The following is a 20405-nucleotide window of genomic DNA, read 5'->3' on the forward strand; positions in this document are numbered from 1 at the left end:
AACGCCGTCAAACCTTGCCGCGGACCGGGTCGCCCGCCGCATTCGTCCAGGTGTGCGGCAGGCGCACGACGGCCAGGACCTCGCCGGTACGGCAGCGCGGACAGGCCCACCTGCCGGTCATGCGCCGCCAATCGCGCCGGCGCCGAGCAGTGCCTTGACGTCGCCGTAGAACGCCGGCGACGGGGCCACCTGGAACGGCTGGAGGTTCCACAGCACGCTCGCGGCGCCGGGGCGGTGCACTCGTAGGTGCACGGGCGCGCGTCCAGGATGGGTGGTAAGGATGTGCTTGAACTCCTGCACGACCCGTAGGTTCAGCTGGGCCTCCTGGACCGAGATCACCACGGGTGGTTCTGCGTCCGTGTGGGAGACGTTCAGCAGGGTGATCTCCTCGCCGTAGACGCTCATCGTCTCGTCGCGGACGTTGATCCGGCCGCGGACGGAGATCACGCGGTCCTCGTACAGCGCCTCGCCGTACAGTGTGTAGGTCTTGGGGAAGACGAGGCACTCCACGGAGGCGTCGTGGTCTTCGAGGGTGACGATCGCCCATGGGCTGCCCTGTTTGGTGACCTTGCGTTGCAGGCCGGAGACGATGCCGCTGATCCGGGTCGCGCCGTCCTGGCGTCCGGAGGCCAGCAGGTCGGCGATGGTGGTGTCGCGGTTGGCGGACAGGACGCGTTCGGCGCCGTCGAGCGGGTGGCTGGAGACGTACAGGCCGAGCATCTCGCGTTCAAAGGCGAGCAGGGTGGCCTTGTCCCACTCGCCTTCGGGGATCGCGACGGAGAAGGCGTTGCTCTGGCCACGCGCTGCCTCGCCGAACAGCGAGTCCTGGCCGTGGGCCTCGTTCCGCTTGACGTCGATGACCGCGTCCACGGCGGGTTCGTGCACCGCGACCAGGGCTTTCCTGTGGTGTCCCCGGCTGTCGAAGGCGCCGGCCTTGGCCAATGACTCGATGACGCGCTTGTTGCAGACGATGGAGGGCACCTTGGTGAGGAAGTCGTTGAAGTCGGTGTAGTGGCCTTTGGCTTCCCGGATGGTGACGATCGCGTCCACGACGCCGGTGCCGACGTTGCGGACGGCTCCCAGTCCGAAGCGGATGTCGGACCCGACGGCGGCGAAGTCCAGTCGGCTGGCGTTGACGTCGGGGGGCAGCACCCTGATGCCCAGGCGCCGGCAGTCGGCCAGGTAAACGGCCATCTTGTCCTTGTCGTCGCCGACCGAGGTGAGCAGCGCGGCCAGGTACTCCTGGGGATGGTTGGCCTTGAGGTAGGCGGTCCAGTAGGAGACCAGGCCGTACCCGGCGGTGTGCGACTTGTTGAAGCCGTAGCCGCTGAAGGGGAGCAGGACGTCCCAGACCGCCTTGATGGCCTCCTCGGAGAAGCCGCGTCCGCGCATGCCCGCCGAGAACCGGTCCCATTCGGCGTCCAGGACCTCCTTCTTCTTCTTGCCCATGGCCCGGCGCAGCATGTCGGCGGCGCCGAGGGAGTATCCGGCGAGTTGCTGGGCGATGGCCATCACCTGCTCCTGGAAGACCACCAGGTGGTAGGTGTCGCCGAGGATGGGTTCCAGGGCCTCGGCCAGTTCGGGGTGGATCGGCTCGACCGGCTGCTTGCCGGTCTTGCGCAGCGCGTAGTTGGTGTGCGCGTTCATCTCCATCGGGCCGGGCCGGTACAGCGCGTTCACCGCGGCGATGTCGGTGAACGTGGTGGGCTGCATGAGTTTCAGCAAGACCCGCATGCCGCCGCTGTCCAGTTGGAAGACCCCGAGCGTGTCACCGCGCGCCAGCAGCTCGTACGTCGTCGCGTCGTCGAGCGGGATCTCCAGGATGTCGATGTCGACGCCCTTGTTGGCGTGGACGTTCGCGATCGCGTCACCGATGACGGTGAGGTTGCGCAGGCCGAGGAAGTCCATCTTCAGCAGGCCCATGTCCTCGGCCTGCGTGAACGGGAAGCCGGTGATGACCGGTCCGTCGGCCTTGGGCTTGACCAGCGGGACCACGTCGACCAGAGGCTCGCTGGAGAGGATCACGCCCGCGGCGTGGATGCCGGTACCCCGGGTGAGGCCCTCGAGGCCGGCCGCGGTGTCGATCACCCGCTTGACGTCGGCATCCTGCTGGTAGAGCTGGCGCAGCTCGGCCGCCTCGCCGTGGCGGGCGTGGCGGGTGTCGTGGATAGCGGCTAGCGGGATCTCCTTGCCGCCGTCCGCCGCGGGGAAGGTCTTGGTGATGCGGTCGCCCAGGGCGTACGGCAGGCCCAGCACCCGGCAGGAGTCCTTGATGGCGGCCTTGGCCTTGATGGTGCCGAACGTGACGATCTGGCAGACCCGGTCCTCGCCGTACTTGCGGGTGACGTAGTCGATCATCTCGTCGCGCCGCCGGTCGTCGAAGTCGAGATCGACGTCCGGCATGGAGATCCGCTCGGGGTTGAGGAACCGCTCGAAGATCAGCTTGTGCTCGATAGGGTCGAGCTGGGTGATGCCCGTGCAGTACGCGACGATCGAGCCGGTGGCGGACCCGCGGCCGGGGCCCAGGCCGATTCCGTTCTCGCGGGCGTATCGGCAGATGTCGGCGACCACCAGGAAGTAGCCGGGAAAGCCCATGGTGTCGATGACCGACAGCTCGTAGTCGATGCGGTCCAACACCCCCTGCGGCGGGTGCCCGCCGTAGCGGCGGCGTGCCCCCTGCAGGGTCTCCTTGCGCAGCCAACTGGACTCGCTCTCGCCCTCGGGCACGGGGAAGCGCGGCGTCAGGTCCCGGTGGGCGAACACCTCGCCGTAGTCGCCGACGCGCTCGGCCACCAGGAGCGTGTTGTCGCACGCGCCCGGCACCTCGCCGTCCCACAGTGCGCGCATCTCCTCAGCCGGCTTGATGAAGTAGCCGGTGCCGCTGAAGCGGAAGCGGTCGGTGTCGGCCAGTCGCTTGCCGGTGCCGACACACAGCAGCGCGTCGTGCGCCCCGGCCTGGCTCTCGGTGACGTAGTGGGAGTCGTTGGTGGCCAGGGGCGGCAGGCCGAGCTCCCTGCCCACCTTGAGCAGTTCCTGGCGGACCCGGTGCTCGATCGCGAGGCCGTGGTCCATCAGCTCCAGGAAGTAGTTGCCCTTGCCGAAGATGTCGCGATACCGCGCGGCGGCCTCGACGGCCTGTGCGTACTGGCCGAGCCGCAGCCTGGTCTGCACCTCCCCGGACGGACAGCCGGTCGTGGCGATGATCCCGTGGCCGTGTTCGGCGAGCAGCTCATCATCCATGCGCGGATATTTCTGGACGTGCCCTTCGAGCCAGGCCCGGGACTGCAGGCGGAAGAGATTGCGCAGGCCCTGGGCGTTCGCCGCCCACATCGTCATGTGCGTGTACAGGCCGCGCCCGGAGACGTCCCCACCCTCGCCGGTGTCCTCGTTGGACCGGCGCAACGAGAGGTTGTCGCTGTAGTACACCGGCTTGCGATGGTGCCGCGAGGCGGGAGCGACGTAACTCTCGATGCCGATGATCGGCTTGATCCCCGTCTTGCGTGCCGTCTGGTAGAACTCATACGCCCCATGCACGTTGCCGTGGTCGCTCATCGCCACGGCCGGCATGCCCAGCCGTGCCACCTCGTCCATCAGCAGGCCGACCTTGGCCGCCCCGTCGAGCATGCTGTACTCGGTGTGCACGTGGAGATGCACGAAGGATCCCACCGGGAACCACGCCCCCTGGTTGTAGGCTCGGCCGCGAACCCGAGCATTCGACCCGAGAGCAGGAGCGGTTGTCCAACAATCGACACGCCGACGATCCACAACCAACGGTGGTCCAACCCGCCGACCTGGATCTCGCCACGGTCCGGGCCTTCGTCGCCGTCACCGAGGACCGCTACTTCAGCGAGGCCGGGGCCACCCTGGGCATCACCCAGCAGGCCGTCTCAAAGCGAATCGCGAAGCTGGAGTCCGACCTCGGCGTGAGGCTGCTCTCCCGTACGCGCACAGGGGCCGAGCTCACCAAGGACGGCGGGGCGTTCCTCCACCACGCGCGTGCCCTGGTCGGCATCGCCGACCAGGCCCTCGAGATGCTGCACGGCCGGCGCCGGTCACTGCGCGTCGACGTACTGGACACGCGGCTGGCGTCCGTCGATGTGATCCGGGCATTCCACCGGACCGTCGAGGACGTGGAGATCGACATCATCACCTCCAACGGGCTCAGATCCGCGCGCAGCGCACTCGCCCACGGGTCCGTCGACGCCGCCTTCGCTCGGGTCAGCGGGACACTGGAGGACGATCTGGTGTCCATGCCGGCCTATCTGGAGCAGGCGCACCTGCTGGTGCGGCGCGACCACCCCCTGGCCGGGCTGCCACAGGTGGAGACGGCGCGGCTGTCCGGGATGACCGTGTGGATGCCCGGCAACGCCACCGGCAGCGAGTGGGCCGAGTTCTGGGACTTCTTCGGCGCCGCCTTCGACATCCGGATCGACACCTCCGGCCCCGACTTCGGCTGGGAGTACTTCGTGGAGGAGATCGGCTCAGGCGAACGCATCGGGCTCGCGGGTGAGTGGTGCCGCCTGCCCAGCCATCCGCGCACCGTCCAAATCCCGATTGTCGACCCCGCGCCCATGTACCCGTGCTCACTGCTCCACCACCGGCAGAACCATCACCCGGTGCTGGCCCTGCTCACCCGCTTCATCGAGAGCAACTTCCGGCCGTTCGACCCGAGACACCAATGGCTGCCGGCACCCGACCGTGCCGCCTTCACCATGGATCCCAGGCCCCATGAGAAAACCGCCTGAATATCCGGCTAACCAGCGCGGTGAACCCACGCCGATCATCAACGGCAGTCGCCCATACCTGATACGGGATCAACGACGCAGGGCGGCTGCGCTTCTGATGTCCGTGGCGTTAACGTCACGGCCGACGGCGGGCCCCCGTTCGATGAGGAGTGCGAGGCCGCCGCACCGCACGCAGGAGATGAGCGGCTGACCGAAGGAGCGCCTGATGAGGCTGTCCCAGTTCGGCCTCGTCGCAATCCAACGGATATGGGGCACGCAGGTAGGCCGGCTCAGCTCGTGCCCCGCCGCCACCACCCCAAGCGGCGGTGCATGGCCTGCAGACGCTCCAGCCGAACCGCTACGGCAGACCTCCTGATACGGCACGTCCGGGACCAAGCACGAACCAGGCGGTGCCGTTGGTGAACGGCATGGGCACTGGCCCGGCGCCGGGGCCGGGTCAGGCGGTGCGGCGGGAGCGGGCCAGAGCCAGCCCACCGAGGACCATGGCGATCGGCCCGACCACCAGGTCCACGTAGCCCCCTACTATTCCGTAGCCGGTGCCGGGACCACCGTCGGCGGCGGCCACAACCAGCCCGCCGATGACCGTGCAGGCCAGCCCCGCAGCCAGGGCCACGATGCCCCTCCTTCTCCCGGTGCCGGTGCCGTTGTTGCAGCGCGCGCTGCATGGTCTCGGAGTCGTTGAGGTACGGGAACGGCTCGCCGGCGGGAGTGTCGACGCCCAGGAACCGGCAGGGCGGCTCCCAGCCCTCGCGGACGTCGGACACTAGGAGGCGATCCGCGGGCAGGCTCTTCTGGACAACGGCCACGTGACGGTGGAACGCCGCTACCGCGATCTCTTCGTCGGGCATGCCCCGCTGGAAGTCCCAGGTGTCGCCGAAGGTGGACTCTCCGATGAGATCGAGAACCGGGCGGAGCCTCTCCATCGTCCTGAGTACCGCGGCCCCCGCTTCAGGCAGATCCGGCGGCATGTCCCGGCGGGTGGCGATCAGAGCCTGCATGCTGACATACCAGCGATGCGGATCGCGGACGGTCAGCACGACCTTCGCGTCCGGGTAGACCTCCGCCTGCTGGCGCCAGAAGAAACTGGCCGGCCAGTCCTGGGTGGATCGGTAGCCGTCGAGCACGCTGTCCCAGTCCAGCGGCAGGCCGGAGGCGGCGGGCAGCCACCGGTCGACGTGGTCGGGATTGCTCCCGATTTCGGCCATGTGGTAGCAGGGACCGAATCCCAGCCTTCCAGCGCGGCCTTCATCGATCTGGTTCCGGTACGCGGGAATCCCGCGCCGATCACGTGTAACACATCAGCCTCCTGCTGCAGCGGCGGTCACCTTTCGGCAGACGTTGACCGCGGCCTTGGCGTAGCCCCGCTCTGTCTTCGTGGACTTCCCGGCCGTCGGCTCCTCGGCAACGCCCCCATCGCCACGAACGGCTCGGCCCTACGCTCACGCAACTGAGTACGAATACTCATGCGCCGTTCTGGCGGCCTTCATACGCTTCGATCATGCTTGTGAAGCTGACCGCCACCGGGCGATGGCTCGGGTGGGCAGCCGCCGTCGCGGCGGTCGCAGCCGCCGCTGGCCTCTGGCTCCGGTGGACGCCCCCTCGGGACGTCGGCAACGACCGCTGGAAAGTGGTGGCCGCCCAGCCGTCGGTCACCTATGGACAGGTCATCGCCACCGGCGAGCACGACGCCTGGGCCTTCGGCTGGGACATCCTCGGCATCGGCGCCTGGCTGCCGATGGCCGACGGCCCGCACCGCCCCACGGTCTTCCACTGGGACGGCGACCGCTGGACGAAAAGCGACTTCCCAGTGAGACGCGGCAACATCAGCTCAGTCGCCGCGTCCGCCCCCTCCAACGTGTGGGCCCTGGCCAACGACGAGAGCGGCACCTCCGTCCTGCGCTGGGACGGACACACCTGGGCGATCGCCCAGAAGCTGCCCGGTACGTGCCTCGCCGTCACCGCTGACAACGACGTGTGGGTCTTGGGCGACTACAAGGCCTGGCACTACAACGGCGCCACCTGGTCCGAACAGAGCCTCTCCTTTTCCGCCTACCAAGCCAGCGCCCGCTCCGCCTCCGACATCTGGGCCCTCGATGGCGACGCCCCCTGGGTCCACCACTTCGACGGCAAGGCCTGGACCCGAGTCGACGTGACCGCGGCTCTGCCCAAGGCCCCGCCCCCGTCCGACGATTTCCCGCCCGACCCGACCGGTCCTCGGCTGACCGCCATCACCGCCGACCCATCCGGCATCTGGATCACAGGGGAGATCGGGTCGTCGTCGTTCCTGCTCTCCCAGACCGGTTCCGGCTGGCGCAGCGAGGACACCTCCGCGAAGGCCGGACGCATGATCCGTGACCTCCCACCCGTCCCCGACGGCAGGGGCGGCCACTGGTTTCTCGGCTCCACCGACATCAACGGTTACGACTCCGCCCTCGCCCACCGCGACCCCTCCGGCCACTGGACCAGCGTTCCGTCCGGCGGTGAACTGACCTTGCTGTCGGCCGTCCCCGGCGGCCCGCTCCTGGCCACCGGACTGATCGGCAAAGCTTCAGGCGTCTTCCGCAACCTTCCCTGAAGAGGACCTGCAGAAGCAACCAGTCGGACATGACTTGACAGGTTAGGGGTTGCGTCCACGGAGGTGGTGTACGAGTTTCCGCTGGTAGTCAGCGTGGCGTCGTGAAATGAGGACGGCCATCGCGTGATCCTTCGAGTGCGTAGTTCAAGATCGAAGGATCACGCGATGGCCGTGAACGACAGTGTGGACCCTGCGAGCTGGCTGGCCAAGCAGTTGGAGACCCAGGATCCGGATCTGTTGCGATCCATGGTGCAGACCATGGCCGAGACGTTGATGTCGGCCGAGGCCGACGGCCTGTGCGGTGCCGGATACGGCCGGCGGACCAGCGAGCGGACCAACCGGCGCAACGGCTACCGCACCCGCGAGTGGGACACCCGCGCCGGGACTGTGGAGCTGGCGATCCCGAAACTACGGACCGGTTCCTACTTCCCCGACTGGCTGCTGGAGCGTCGACGGCGGGCCGAGCAGGCCCTGATCAGCGTGGTCGCGACCAGCTACTTGCTGGGTGTGTCCACCCGGCGGGTGGACAAGCTGGTGGAGCAGCTGGGCATCAAGCACATCTCCAAGAGCCAGGTCTCGGAGATGGCCAAGGTGCTGGACGGTCAGGTGGAGGCGTTCCGTACCCGTGCCTTGGACGCCGGGCCGTATGCGTTCGTGTGGCTGGACGCCCTCACCCAGAAGGTCCGCGAGGGCGGGCGGATCATCAACGTGCACGTGCTGGTCGCCACCGCGGTCAACAACAACGGCAACCGGGAGATCTTGGGCCTGGAGGTCACCTCGGCCGAGGACGGCGCGGGCTGGCTGACCTTCCTGCGCGGTCTGGTGGCCCGCGGGTTGAACGGGGTGCAGCTGGTGATCTCCGATGCCCACACCGGCTTGGTGGCCGCGGTCGCCGCCGCGCTGCCGGGCGCGTGCTGGCAAAGGTGCCGAACCCACTACCTGCGCAATCTGCTGACCTGCGTGCCCAAGTCCGCTCAGCCGTGGGTGGCCACCCTGGTGCGTACCATCTTCGACCAGCCCACCGCCGAGCAGGTCCGCACCCAGCACGCCTGGGTCATCGAAGCCCTGTCGGCCAAATACCCGGCCGCCTGCGACCACCTGGACGCCGCCCGCGAGGAACTACTCGCCTTCGCCGCCTTCCCCCGCGAGATCTGGAAACAGATCTGGTCCAACAATCCCCAGGAACGGCTGAACAAGGAGATCCGCCGGCGAACCGACGTCGTCGGCATCTTCCCCGACCGCACCTCGATCATCCGCCTGGTCGGCGCGGTACTGGCCGAGCAGACCGACGAGTGGACCGAAGCCCGCCGTTACATGGGGCTGGATGTGCTGGCCAAAACCCGGCTACGCGTCATCCCCGGCGACACACCCCATCAGAACCCGCTCCCACAGACACTTACCGCTTAACCTGCAGAAACGGGATCACGCAGAGATAACTCATACACCACTTCGCTGGACGTGACCCAGGTTAGGCAGATCGGATGTCTTAGCACTAGAGTTTGATCTTGGTGTGTCCGTCGCTAGATGGGCTCGCTGGCTGTGTGCATGCTGTCGATGGTTTGGTGGACTTCGCAGTCGTTGCCGGCACCAGCTCGTCATGGTGCTCGGTGAAGCGGGCCATCATCGCTGCTGTCGTCTCTCGTGGGTCTTCTCCCGGCCGCCAGCGTCCGCCGCCGGTCAAGGCCCGGGGCGTGAGCGTAGGGAGCGCTTGAGTGGCGGCAAGCGGCAGCCGCAATCGATAACGAGACGGCCAACACCACCGGGCGAGGGGAACGCCGGGTGGGGTGGTTGGAGACGGGCACAGGGAGTACGGCGGCGCGCGCCGGGGGAGGCGGCGGTGATGGTCCCGCCAGGGCCTGCGGCTCGTCTGGGGTGGCGGCGCAGCAGCGCGACCAGTTCATCCTGGCGCACCCGTCGAGCACGCCGTCAGAGGTCCAGCAGAACCCCGTTGCGGCGCAGCTGCTCGCCCATGGTGTGGTCGGTGCTGGTCATCGGTGACCGTCCGAGCGGGAGCCCAAGCGTTCGGACGGTCAAACCGTGCCCAGGTGGCCGGGCAATCAGGAGATTGCTTCGTCTTGCCTGCTCGGTCCTAGACCAGTGATGGATAACAGAGCGGGCATGTCGTGGACGACGATGCGTCGGTAACCAGTGCCGATGATCCCTTCACGTCGTAGCTGGCTCAGCTCCTTATGCACGCTTGGCTCGGTTGCGCCCACCAGCGCCGCCAACTCCGGCTGGGTGAGCGCTACGCCGATCATGATGCCTTCACTGACTCTCTCCCCGTATGAGCTTGCGAGCTCGACGAGAACGCGTGCTAGCCGGGTCCGGACAGGGTAGTTCGTCACCTCGATGCGACGCCGGGTCATTGCCCTGAGCTTTCCGACGACGGCGCGATGGACGGCCAGTGATAGGCCCGGGTCCTTACTGAGGAGCTCGATGAAGATGGACTGGGACAGTCTCCGCACTAACGTCGGGCCGGCCGCTGTGACCGTGGATGACCGTGGCTGGCCATCCAGGCTGGAGAGCTCTCCCACCAGGTCGCCCCCCACGCGTATCCCGAGCAAGACCACTTTGCCGTCCTCGGTGTTAGCGATGACCTTTACGCATCCTTCAAGCAGCACGAAGACCTCGGTGGTGGTGGGGTCTCCCTCCCAGATCAGATTCTCACCGGCGGGGAACTGGCGTAGTACTCCCTCGGTGAGAAGCCGCTCTCTGGAAACCTCGTTGAGACCGCCGAGCAGAGTGCCCGATGGCCATCTGTCAGCTGTGACAGGGACTTTTCTTGCCCTGGGCTCGGCGAGATCCCCGACCGTCGCGGTGCTGCGGTCCTCAGCGAGCGGGATGGGGCCATGAGTATCCACCGCCGGCCCCGTGTAACGCCCCGCCATGCTCAGCTCATCCGCCGTGCAACGCGTACAGAACTGCCGGGAAGGCGATGATAAGGCTGGCTATCGCGGCGAGTACGCCCGCCAGCCGTGAGTGCGAAGTACCTAGCGTGTGTACCACGTAGCCAATGAGGACGAATAAGGCCAAAGTCACCAGGGCTCCGGCCATGGTCATCATCGAGGAAGCCTGTTGCATCGAAGCGTCTCCTTGCCGACCTCGTGGCTGGGATGTGGGCTTGCTCCGCAACCGGCACGCTCAGAGACGAAGGTGAAGGCCCTGAACGGGCTTCAGTGGAACCTTCGATCCCCGCGCTGGCCGACAGCCGAGTTGATCGGGACGGTAGCTCACGCGGACGCTTCGGAAGAAGGGTGAGAAGCCCATCTATAACCAAATGGTTAGGGGCATGACGAAGGACGGCCCTTCGGGCTTCCACCTCCGAAAGGGACCGTCTTTCGTCTAGCGCCACATCCCAGCCAGAGATATAGACGCCCGAGAAGGACATTAGCTCAGCGGAACGCTAGTAGAACCCATTGCAGTATGGGATTGCCCGTGATCCTTTGCACGGCTCACCCCTGGATGCCAAGTCGACGAACCGCCAGCTCAACGGCACCTACATCCCGCCGGTGCCACCGCGCGGGCGGTGCCACCGCGCGGGCGGTGGCACCGTGCCGGACCGTACACATGTCGAGCGGCCGGCATCCCCCTGGATGGCGGGGCACATGTCAGTCGAGCTCGACCCCTTCCAGCCCTTCGGGCAGACCGTTCTGCACAGCTCGCACCATCGCCGCGTGCAGCCGCCTCTGATCGCCGGCGACTCCCTTGAGCGGCCCTCCGGTGACCGTGTACCACTCCTCGGCTCCGGTGTACTGCACGCGGATATGGGCCTGGTCTCCGATGAGTTCGGTGACCACGGTGAGATCTCCGGTGACGACGCCGACCTCGTCGGTCATGACCCCACCTGCGCCCGCCTCCACCTGAGACTCGCATCGCTTCGTCATCACGGATGCTGCGGATCTGAGCAGGTGTCGAGCATCTCACCCAGCGCGACCTTCTCCGAAGCGGTCACCGCGAGCCCGTAACGGTACTTGACGTCCGTCCACGCCCGCGCGTACGTGCACCAGTAGGTCCGCAGCGGCGGGCGCCACTGCGCCGGCGACTGATCGCCCTTGGCCCGGTTACTCGCGGCGGACATGGCGATGAGCTGCGGGCTGGCCAGGTCGTTGGCGAACTCCTTGCGCTTGGCCGTGGACCAGGCGTCCGCGCCGGACCGCCAGGCGTTGGCCAGGGGCACCATGTGGTCGATGTCGACCTGGCCCGCCGCGGTCAGCTGCTTGCCGTCGTACTCCGAATGCCACGAACCGGCGATCGCCCGGCATTCGGAGTCACGCTGAACTCCCGCACCGTCGCGTTCCAGCACCACCTCCCGGGTGCCGCAGTGGGGCACCTTGATCGGTCCAGTGCGGGAACTTCACCCGCGAGTACCCGGTCATGGCGCCATCACTTTCCCCTGCCAGCCCGCGCAGCTATGCGACACATCCCCGCGCGGCCCCCTGCCGCTGTGCGTGCGCCCAGCCTGACCGGCCGCCATGCAGGGGACGGCAGAGGACATCGCGCACCTCCGTTCAAAAGGGGATGGATTTGGTGAGGGCGGGGGCTCTTCGGTTGAAGAGGAGGAGGCCCGCGGTGATGATCATGATGGTGGTTTCGGTGAGAAGGAGGACGGTGTAGAGGCCGGGGGTGTAAGTGATGAAGGTTTGCATCGCCATGTTGTGTCCCGCGTGGGCGCCGATCGGCAGCCATAGGTTCTTGCCGATGATGCGGCAGGCGAGGAGCAGGGCACCGAAGGCGGCTGCTTGCACCATGTACAGGAGCTTTTCGCCGATGCCGGTCGCGTCGCTGTTGGAGATGAGGTGGATGGCGCCGAATGCCAGGGTGGTGAGCGCGAAAGCGGTCCATGGCGGTAGTGCGGCGCTCAGGTTGCGGAACAGGTAGCCCCGATACCACAGCTCCTCGGGCACCGCCTGGGCCAGAAGTGGTCCCAGCACGAAGGGGATCAGCCGGTCTGCTGGCAGGTTGAGGTGCCATGCCGCTACACCGAGGGCCACGCAGACGGCATCGGCGGCGATGATCACTCCGACGCCGATGGCCAGGCCGGTGAGGAAGTGGGGCAGGGCGGTGCGGGGGCGGGTGAGGCCGGGTTCGAAGCCGGGCACATGGTCGATGAAGCGCCGGGCGCCGGCGACCAGGAATGGAGCGATGGCGGCGACGGCCAGCACCGGGATCGTGAAGTGGAGTGTCTCGGGTAGCCCGGGGACTAATCGGAGCAGCAGATCGAGCGTGATGCCGACGAGGGTGGTGGCCATGAGCGCGAAGAAGGCTAGGAGGCAGTACCAGCCGGGCCTCAATCGTCCGCCTGCCGTACGGAAGATCGTCATGTCAGCAACGCTAGGGAGGGCGGGTGGGCGGCGCATCGAGCCTGCGACAGGTCTTCGACCATGACTGCGGTCATGGCCGGTGCTACGCCCGCAGGATGATGTGGTGGGTCGGTCCGGGCGGTTAATGTTCGGTTGGTGATGGAAATGGGGGCCCGGCCGCCGTTCTTCGGGCTGGTGTTCTGGGTGGACGTCGCCGCGGTCGTCGCGATAGGGATGGGACCGAGGCTCGGCTGGGAGCCGGTCCCGTTCGGGCTCACGCTGGCTGTGCTGGTCGTGCTCTGGCGCCGGTTGCCGTGGGACTCGGCGATCATGGGCGGCCGCAGGCTGCTACCGCCGTTGTTCCTGCTGACTGCCTTCGCCGCGGCGGTGCTCGATGGGTACGGCGTGGCCTCGCCGATCCTGCTCATCGCCCTGGCGAACGTGACCTTGATGTACGGCGTAACCACGGGTGCGGTTCTGTCGGCCGCCGCGGCGGGGGTGATGGCGGGCAGCATGATCCTCCTCTACGACGCCACCTGGTTCGATGTTCTGCGTCAGTGCGGAGTGACCGCCTTGATGGCGGGCTTCGTCCTGGCGGTGTCGGCGGCGGTGCTGGAGGCCCGCAACCAACGTAGGAAGGCCGAGGGCCTGCTGCGTGAGCTGCGCAGGCACTCTCAGCGGGCCAGCGAGAACGCGGTGACCCAGGAGCGCGCGCGGATGGCTCGTGACATGCACGACTCTCTCGGCCACCACCTGACCGTGATCAAGATCGGGCTGGAGAACGCCGAACGTTTCCGCCACCTGAGGCCTGAGGCCGCCTGGCAGGAGGTGGGCCAGGCCAAGGAGCTGACCCAGCAGGCCTACGCCGAAGCCCATCGCTGGGTCAGGGCCCTGCGCCCGCTGGCGCTGGAGAACGGGGCGGGCGGGGCGGCGCTACGCGAGCTGGCGCTGTCCTTCGACGGCACCGGCATCGACGTGCGGTTCGAGGTGAAAGGCAGGGAACGGCCGTTGGAGCGCGCCAGCGAGCTGGTGCTCTACCGGGCGCTGCAGGAAGGGCTGACCAACGCATTGCGTCACGCCGGGGCGAGCCAGGTGTGGACCGTACTGGACTTCGACGCCGAATGGGTCGCCCTGACCGTGGGCGACGACGGCAAGGGTGCCTCCGAGGCGGCGCTGGCCCGTGGGTTCGGGCTCTCCGCGCTGGCTGAGCGCGCCCAGGACGTAGGCGGGACGTTCACGGTGCACGGCGCGGAGGGCCGGGGGCTCACGCTACGGGTGCAGGTGCCGTGAAGTCTCTGCGCATCATGCTGGTGGAGGATCAGCTCCTCATGCGTCAGGGCCTACGCAAACTCCTGGAGTTCGAGCCGGATCTCCAGGTCGTCGGCGAGGCCGCCGACGGGGTCGAGGCGCTTGAGCTGGTGGCGGGCTGCGCGCCGCAGGTCGCCCTGGTCGACGCCCGAATGCCCCGGATGGACGGGGTGGAGCTCATCAGGCAGCTCGCGCGCGACCATCCCGAGGTGGCCTGCATCGTGCTGACCACCTTTGACGAGGACGACTACCTGTTCGGCGCACTGCGCGCGGGAGCCCGCGGCTACCTGCTCAAGGACACCTCGCCAAGCGTCCTGGTCGAGACGATCCGCAAGGTCGGCCTGGGCGGGACGGTGCTGGAGGATCCGGCCGCGACCAAGGTCATCGCCCGGCTGTCGCGCGTCGCTTCACCCTCGCGGGCCGACTTCCGGGGCGAGGCGCTGCTGTCAGCCAGGGAGAGCGAGGTCGCCCGGCTGGTGGGGATCGGCGCGGCCAACCGGGAGATCGCCGAGGCGCTATTCGTCACCGAGGGCACGGTGAAGAACCACATCTCCAGCGTCCTACGCAAGCTCGGGCTTCGCGACCGCACCCAGCTGGCCCTGCGGGTCGCCGCCGGCCCCTCTGAGGAGCATGGGGCTTGATCGGGTACGTCGGGGTTCCCCAGGACCCCGTACCTACCGCACTTTCCTGCGGTATGCGGCAATTGCCACCCCAAGGGTGAAGGCGGCATATCCGCAGGTCACGGTCAAACCTGCCCATGGCGGGAGCGGGTAATAGCCCCCCAGCAGTGACAGGTCCACGTCCACATGCGCGAACGTGGGGACGCTCTGCGTGATCGCGAACCCGGCGGCAGGGGTGATCATCAGCAGCCATGGCGCCAGACCCGCGGTCGCCAGCAGGTAGGGCACGACGACCAGCGCGATGGCCAGCCCGATGGCGACGACGGCCCGCTTGACCAGCGCGGCCAGGCCCAGAGCCAGCACGCCGGCGGCTGCGGTCAGCGCCGCGTAGCCGACGATCACCCGCAGTTCGGTACCCAGGGTGATCGGCTGGATCGGGTTCTGATTGGCACGCAACATCGCCAGGCCGGCAGGGACCACGACCCCCGAGGTCACCAGCCCCGCCACGAACGCGACCACGCCGACCACCACGGCCTTGGCCGCCAGCAGCCGCGCTGGATGCGGCTCGGCCGGCGGGCTGGTCCTGATCAGTCCGCGCCGGTGTTCCGTTGTGAAGAACGTGACCGCCGCCACGAGCATCGGGATCAGTCCCACGGCCCCGCCGATCAGCATGAGGTCGGCGCGTAGACCGCCCTCTGCCGTGGCGGGCCCGATGTCACCGCTCCCGGTCACGATGAGCTTGTCGCCGGACTCGACGACCCCGCCCGGGTGATGGGGGGTCTTGCCGTCGGACTCCATGACGACGCCGACGTCGTCGCGGCGCCACGAACCGTTCGCGCCCTGCAGCTTGATCTGGTCGAAGGTGGCGGTGGCCTGGGCGAAGGCTTGCGCCATGCCCCACAAGGCGCCTGGCGAGGTGGCGAACAGCCCGATCTCGACCGTCTCCGCCAGCCCGGTCAACTTGACCGTGCCGGCCTCGGTCCACGTCTTGCCGTCGTCTGACTCGTAGCCGGTGATGGTGTCGCCCGACCTGGTCAGCCGTAGCCACTGCGGGCCATTGTGAGGACCGCCGGGCACGTCGTGGATGTAGTTGTACTGCATCCGCACGCCGTGATCTCCGGTGAGCATGACGGCGGCATACGGTGTGCCCTGTTTGAGGCTCTGCCTGACCAGGAGGCCGGCCTTCGCCCACGGCACCACCCCCTCCTTGATGTTGCGCACCCCGGGTACGGCGTCCGGCAGCCGCATCTGCCCGGTCATGTCCGACACGCGGGCGGTGATGCCGCCGTTCCCCTTAAGCGGCTGGTGCACGAAGTAGTACTTGTCCATCACCGCCGTGCCATCGGGACCCACCAAAGGCGCAGGGCAGGGGCCCTCGCCCTTCCCGGTCACGCAAGTGCTGCGGGCACCCCCGGCGATCAGCAGTCCGAGCGACACGGTGACCAGCACGGAGGCCGCCATGGCGAGCACCCAGCCCCGCACGGAGCGGAACTTGGTCCACTCCGCGCGCAGCACCTGGGAGAAGCCGTCCCGCCCGACCCGTCGGCGGGATCGGTAAGCCGTAAATGGACTCATGCCGACGGTTGTACGCGGCACCCGGTTCCAGCACGGTCGCAGCCGCTGCGACCCGGCTGCGACCGGGGATCTGGCATCGTTGAGCCATGGCACCTCGACCCGGCAGCCGGTTCGGCCGCCCCGCCCGCACGACGACCGGCGGTGAGTGGCGGTGAGGGTCCTCGTCGTCGAGGACTTCGAGGTCCTCGCCCGCTCCATCGGAACCGGGCTGCGCCGCGAGGGCATGGCCGTCGACGTCGTCCTGGACGGAACCGCCGCCCTCGACCGCCTGGCCGCCACCCGCTACGACGTGGTGATCCTCGACCGCGACCTGCCCGGCGTCCACGGGGACGAGATCTGCCGGCGACTCGCCCACGGCCGCTGCGAGACCCGCGTACTGATGCTCACCGCCTCCGGCACGATCGAGGACCGCGTCGACGGACTCAGCCTCGGCGCCGACGACTACCTGCCCAAGCCTTTCGCGTTCACCGAACTGGTCGCCCGCGTCCGTGCCCTGGCCCGCCGCGCCACCCCGCCGCTACCGCCCACCCTGGCATGCGGGGACATCACCCTCGATCCGGCCCGCCGTACCGCGTTCCGGGCCGGCCGGCGCCTTGAGCTGAGCCCCAGGGAGTTCGCCCTGCTCGAATGCCTGCTGGCCGTACCCGGCCTGGTCATCTCCGCCGAGGAACTGCTCGAACGCGTTTGGGACGAGGCCGCCGACCCCTTCAGCAGCGCCGTCAAGCACACCATGCACCGGTTACGGGCCAAGCTCGGCGACCCGCCCGTGATCGAGACCATCCGCGAAGGCGGCTACCGCATCGGACCGTCATGACCTCCCAGCAGCTCGCCAGAAAATCCTTGCAGACGCGGCTCGCGCTCGCCTACGCGGCGGGCATCTACGCCGCCGGGATCTTGGTGGTCGTATTCGTCGACCTCCCGCTCGCCAGCATCAATGCGGCCACACCCATAGGCCGCCCCTCATCGAGCGCGATCACCGAAACCGGGCCCGGGATCAGCCTGCCCCAACTCCTCACGGGATCCGCCGTCGCCCTGATCCTTCTGATTCCCGTCGCCCTGGCTCTCGGCTGGTACGTCGCCGGCCGGTTCCTGCGCCCGCTGCGCGCCATCACCACCACCGCCAAAATCATCTCCGCCGGAAACCTCCACCGGCGCCTCGACCTCGGCGAGCCTGCGGACGAGCTGACCGAACTCGGCCACACCCTCGACGACCTGTTCGCCCGCCTTCAAGCCTCCTTCGACGCCCAACGCCACTTCGTCGCCAACGCCTCCCACGAGCTGCGCACCCCTCTCGCCGGCCTGCGCACCCTCCTTGAAGTCGCCCTCGCCGACCCCGATGCCGACACCGACACCCTGCGTTCGGCCTGCCAGGAGGCCCTCGCTCTCGGCGGACACCAGGAGCGGCTCGTCCAAGCACTGCTCGCCCTGGCCACCAGCGAGCGCGGCGTCACCCGCTGGGACACCCTCGACCTCGCCCACATCGTCGAAGGAGTGCTCGCCTCCCGCCGCCGCCAAGCCACGGAAAAAGGCATTGACCTCGCCGAACACCTAACGCCCGCAGTGACGGTCGGGGACCCGAGACTGATCGAAAGCCTCGTCGCCAACCTCATCGACAACGCCATCCGCCACAACCACCCAGACGGGCACGTAAAGATCACCACTCAGACCTCCGGCACGCAGGTGGCCCTTACGGTCACCAACAGCGGGCCAGTCATCCCCGACGACCAGATCCAGCGCCTCTTTCAACCCTTCCAGAGACTGGCGCCCGATCGTCATGGCCGCCGCGACGGCTACGGCATCGGCCTCGCCATCGTCAACGCCGTCACCCAAGCTCACCGCGCCACCCTCGCCACCAGCGCACGCCCCGAAGGCGGCCTGTCCATCACCGTGCAGTTCGCGCCCGAATCTCATCCGAACCATCCTTAACGTCAGGGAACGACTGCGCGAGGGCGGCACCCTGCTACCCGCATCGAAGCGCTGCTCGCCGCGGAGACCACCCTCGCCGCCCGCTACACCAGCCCATGAGGGTCTGGGTAAGGGAGCCCTCAAGGGGTGCCACCGGAATACGGCGGAAACGGGCCGCGGATTGAGGTAATTGCTGGTCAGTGGCCTGCGAGTGCGGCGTAGGCGGTAGATCTGCCGCAACCGCAGCGTCCAGAAACTCGCTTTCCGGGTCAACAGAACCTCGCCACCCCGCCCTTGCGTTGAGCTCTACCGCACTTTCCCAAAGAATTTTTGCAAAAACACTTTGGGAAAGACTGTCGATGGGCCTACTCTCCTGTCATGGTCGGCGAGGAGCACAAGCGCGTTCTCGATCCTGAGCACGATGCCGCAGCGCTGAAAGCGCTCACGCACCCCTTGCGCATTCGGCTGCTCGGGTTGTTGCGCCAGGACGGACCTGCCACCGCGAGCGAACTCGCGGTCAGGACTGGAGAGACATCCGCTTCCACCAGCTATCACCTGCGGGTTCTGGCGAAGTATGCGTTCGTCGCCGAGGCTGAGCACCGCGACAGGCGAGAGCGCCGCTGGCGGGCGGTGCACTTGGTGACGTCCTGGAGCAACAAGGCGATGGACGCTGCGCCGCAAAGCCGCGCCTTCGTCAGCTTCGCACGCAGGCGCCAGATTGAGCACTTGGAGGCGTCTCTCGTCCGGCATGAGGCCGACGTCGCCGCCGGGCGGCTCGGCCAAGAGTGGCTGGAACCGTCAGACATAACAGACCTGCTGCTCCGGCTGACCCCCGAGTCTCTCACCGAGCTGCGACAGGTGCTCGATCGAAAAGTGGAGGAACTGACCACCCGCGACGCGGGCGACCCACGCGCCGCGCAGGTCGTCTTCCTCATCGCCGGGCTGCCCCTCGCACCGTACGATCCCCTGGATCCGGACGCCTCCGTTCCCGTGTCTGCGGACGAGGACGCATCGTGACCGAGCCGCCGGACATGCGCTCCGCCCGTCGCCGCTACGTCACAGCCTGCGTGCTCTTCTGGCTTCCGGCCGGGCTGGCCATCGCGCCGTTGATCCTGCTCTTCACCGAACGTGGCATGCCCCTCGCGGCCATCGCCAGCTTCTTCGCCGCGCACTCTCTCACCGCTGCCGTGCTGGAGCTGCCCACAGGAGGGCTGTCCGACGTCCTGGGACGCCGCACCGTCCTGGCCGCCGCCGGTCTGCTGAATCTGGCCGCTTTCCTACTCCAAGGTCTGGGCACCACGCCCTGGGTCCTCACCTGCGGCATGGTCCTCATGGGCGCGGGCCGAGCCCTGTCCAGCGGGCCGGCCGAGGCCTGGTACGTCGACATCGTTCATGCGCACTCTGGCCCTGGCGCCGACCTTTGTCCCGGTCTAGCCCGGGGGAAGTCCGCGACATCGGCTGCGCTCGCCACCGGCACCCTGCTCGGCGGCGCCGTGCCCTGGCTGCTGGCAACCGGCCCGGACGTGGGTACGCGGCTGAGTGAAGCAACCTCCGGCCTGGTTCTTCCTCTGTCGGTCCCGCTGCTATTGGCCGCTGCTATCCAGATCGCCTTCGTGCTGTACGTCCTGACAGCCCTGCGCGAGCCACCTCGGCCGGCGGCCACTCTGTACGGCGTACTGCGAGGTATCCCGACCACCATCGCAGGCGGACTGCGCCTGGGCGCACGCGACGCGCTGGCCCGCCGCATCCTCCTCAGCGCGGCGGCCGCCGGCAGTGCCCTGGCCGTCATCGAACTGCTCACACCGGGCCGCGTCGCGACCCTGACCGGCGCATCCGAGTCTGGCGCGGTGGTCTTCGCCTCGCTTGCCTGTGCCGGTTTCCTCTGCTCGGGCCTCGGGAGCCACCTCGCACCGCTCATCGCCCGCCTCGCAGGCAGCGGCGAGCGCGCGGTCCTGGCAAGTCTTGGGACCAGCGCCAGCGGCCTGCTACTCCTCGGCGCCACCGCGGCATCCACCGGCGCACCCGCGACGGCCCTCGCGGCCACCGGCTACGGCCTGGTGTACCTCGGGCGCGGCTCGGCAAGCCCGAGCGAAAATGACCTCCTGCACCGCCGTGTCACAAGCGCGGGCCGCGCTACCGCCTTATCCGTCCAGTCTCTCGCCCTGCAACTTGCCGGCGCCCTCACTGGCTTACTCATAGGTGTCCTGCCGCCCGGCCCGATTCCTTGGTTGCTGGGAGGAGCCGTATTGCTGACAGGAGCCCTCCTATGGATCCACCGCGGCAAACCGACTCTTGCGATCGCCACGGCAACAGCCCAGCACAACACGGTGTCGCCCTCTTGGAGCGGGGATGCTCCGCCCCGCATCTGACCGACGGA

At 68.0% G+C, this 20405-nt stretch carries 17 protein-coding genes and 1 pseudogene; 9 read left to right on the top strand and 9 right to left on the bottom strand.

Annotated features, from left to right (window positions below; genetic code table 11):
- Positions 1–117: 117 nt before the first annotated feature.
- Positions 118–3654, bottom strand: coding sequence for a DNA polymerase III subunit alpha (gene dnaE / locus OG589_RS12015; protein WP_405148682.1), 3537 nt, complete (start codon positions 3652–3654; stop codon positions 118–120).
- 80 nt (positions 3655–3734) lie between these two features.
- Between dnaE and OG589_RS12020 the strand changes: the two genes are divergently transcribed.
- On the top strand, positions 3735–4745 hold the full coding sequence (locus OG589_RS12020) for a LysR family transcriptional regulator (protein WP_405148684.1): 1011 nt from the start codon (positions 3735–3737) through the stop codon (positions 4743–4745).
- A gap of 436 nt (positions 4746–5181) precedes the next feature.
- Here the strand turns inward: OG589_RS12020 and OG589_RS12025 are convergent, their stop codons facing one another.
- Both OG589_RS12025 and OG589_RS12030 read right to left on the bottom strand, forming a co-directional pair.
- The gene (locus tag OG589_RS12025) at positions 5182–5358 is read right to left on the bottom strand and encodes a DUF6223 family protein (RefSeq protein WP_405148686.1); all 177 of its coding nucleotides are present in this window, start codon (positions 5356–5358) and stop codon (positions 5182–5184) included.
- A 61-nt stretch (positions 5359–5419) separates the two neighbouring features.
- A pseudogene (locus OG589_RS12030) lies at positions 5420–6042 on the bottom strand (sulfotransferase family protein); the annotation flags it as partial.
- A 201-nt stretch (positions 6043–6243) separates the two neighbouring features.
- Here OG589_RS12030 and OG589_RS12035 point away from each other — a divergent pair.
- Entirely contained in the window at positions 6244–7320 is a 1077-nt protein-coding gene (locus tag OG589_RS12035) for a hypothetical protein (protein WP_405148687.1), read from the top strand.
- A gap of 165 nt (positions 7321–7485) precedes the next feature.
- Positions 7486–8727, top strand: coding sequence for an IS256 family transposase (locus tag OG589_RS12040; protein WP_405147674.1), 1242 nt, complete (start codon positions 7486–7488; stop codon positions 8725–8727).
- A gap of 650 nt (positions 8728–9377) precedes the next feature.
- On the opposite strand, the gene OG589_RS12045 is transcribed toward OG589_RS12040, so the two are convergent.
- The 5 genes from OG589_RS12045 to OG589_RS12065 form a co-directional block, all read right to left on the bottom strand.
- Positions 9378–10208: a Crp/Fnr family transcriptional regulator gene (locus tag OG589_RS12045; protein WP_405148688.1), complete on the bottom strand. Its 831-nt coding sequence runs from the start codon at positions 10206–10208 to the stop codon at positions 9378–9380.
- A gap of 7 nt (positions 10209–10215) precedes the next feature.
- Positions 10216–10401, bottom strand: a complete 186-nt coding sequence (locus OG589_RS12050) for a hypothetical protein (RefSeq protein ID WP_405148690.1) — start codon at positions 10399–10401, stop codon at positions 10216–10218.
- A gap of 527 nt (positions 10402–10928) precedes the next feature.
- Complete coding sequence (locus OG589_RS12055) at positions 10929–11156, bottom strand: hypothetical protein (RefSeq protein ID WP_405148692.1); 228 nt, start codon at positions 11154–11156, stop codon at positions 10929–10931.
- A gap of 47 nt (positions 11157–11203) precedes the next feature.
- Positions 11204–11623 (bottom strand): HNH endonuclease family protein, encoded by a 420-nt coding sequence (locus tag OG589_RS12060; protein WP_405148693.1) that lies wholly within the window; start codon positions 11621–11623, stop codon positions 11204–11206.
- A gap of 205 nt (positions 11624–11828) precedes the next feature.
- On the bottom strand, positions 11829–12569 hold the full coding sequence (locus tag OG589_RS12065; protein ID WP_405148694.1) for a CPBP family intramembrane glutamic endopeptidase: 741 nt from the start codon (positions 12567–12569) through the stop codon (positions 11829–11831).
- Between the two features lie 210 nt (positions 12570–12779).
- Between OG589_RS12065 and OG589_RS12070 the strand changes: the two genes are divergently transcribed.
- Positions 12780–13910: a sensor histidine kinase gene (locus OG589_RS12070; RefSeq protein WP_405152022.1), complete on the top strand. Its 1131-nt coding sequence runs from the start codon at positions 12780–12782 to the stop codon at positions 13908–13910.
- Positions 13907–14569 (top strand): response regulator, encoded by a 663-nt coding sequence (locus OG589_RS12075; protein WP_405148696.1) that lies wholly within the window; start codon positions 13907–13909, stop codon positions 14567–14569. The genes OG589_RS12070 and OG589_RS12075 overlap by 4 nt, the downstream gene beginning before the upstream one ends.
- A 33-nt stretch (positions 14570–14602) precedes the next feature.
- On the opposite strand, the gene OG589_RS12080 is transcribed toward OG589_RS12075, so the two are convergent.
- Positions 14603–16123 carry a hypothetical protein gene (locus OG589_RS12080; RefSeq protein ID WP_405148698.1) on the bottom strand — a complete coding sequence of 507 codons (1521 nt, stop codon included), beginning with the start codon at positions 16121–16123 and terminating at the stop codon, positions 14603–14605.
- A 151-nt stretch (positions 16124–16274) separates the two neighbouring features.
- On the opposite strand from OG589_RS12080, the gene OG589_RS12085 reads away from it, so the two are divergent.
- The 4 genes from OG589_RS12085 (at position 16275) to OG589_RS12100 (ending at position 20397) form a co-directional block, all read left to right on the top strand.
- Complete coding sequence (locus tag OG589_RS12085; RefSeq protein ID WP_405148699.1) at positions 16275–16937, top strand: response regulator transcription factor; 663 nt, start codon at positions 16275–16277, stop codon at positions 16935–16937.
- On the top strand, positions 16934–18049 hold the full coding sequence (locus OG589_RS12090; RefSeq protein ID WP_405148701.1) for a sensor histidine kinase: 1116 nt from the start codon (positions 16934–16936) through the stop codon (positions 18047–18049). Before OG589_RS12085 ends, OG589_RS12090 begins: the two co-directional genes overlap by 4 nt.
- A gap of 357 nt (positions 18050–18406) precedes the next feature.
- Positions 18407–19045, top strand: coding sequence for a helix-turn-helix domain-containing protein (locus OG589_RS12095; RefSeq protein ID WP_405148703.1), 639 nt, complete (start codon positions 18407–18409; stop codon positions 19043–19045).
- A complete protein-coding gene (locus tag OG589_RS12100; RefSeq protein WP_405148704.1) occupies positions 19042–20397 on the top strand; it encodes a hypothetical protein in 1356 nt (451 codons plus the stop codon). The genes OG589_RS12095 and OG589_RS12100 overlap by 4 nt, the downstream gene beginning before the upstream one ends.
- The last annotated feature ends 8 nt before the right edge of the window (positions 20398–20405 follow it).

This window comes from Sphaerisporangium sp. NBC_01403 (assembly GCF_045040145.1).
Taxonomy (GTDB): domain Bacteria; phylum Actinomycetota; class Actinomycetes; order Streptosporangiales; family Streptosporangiaceae; genus Sphaerisporangium; species Sphaerisporangium viridialbum.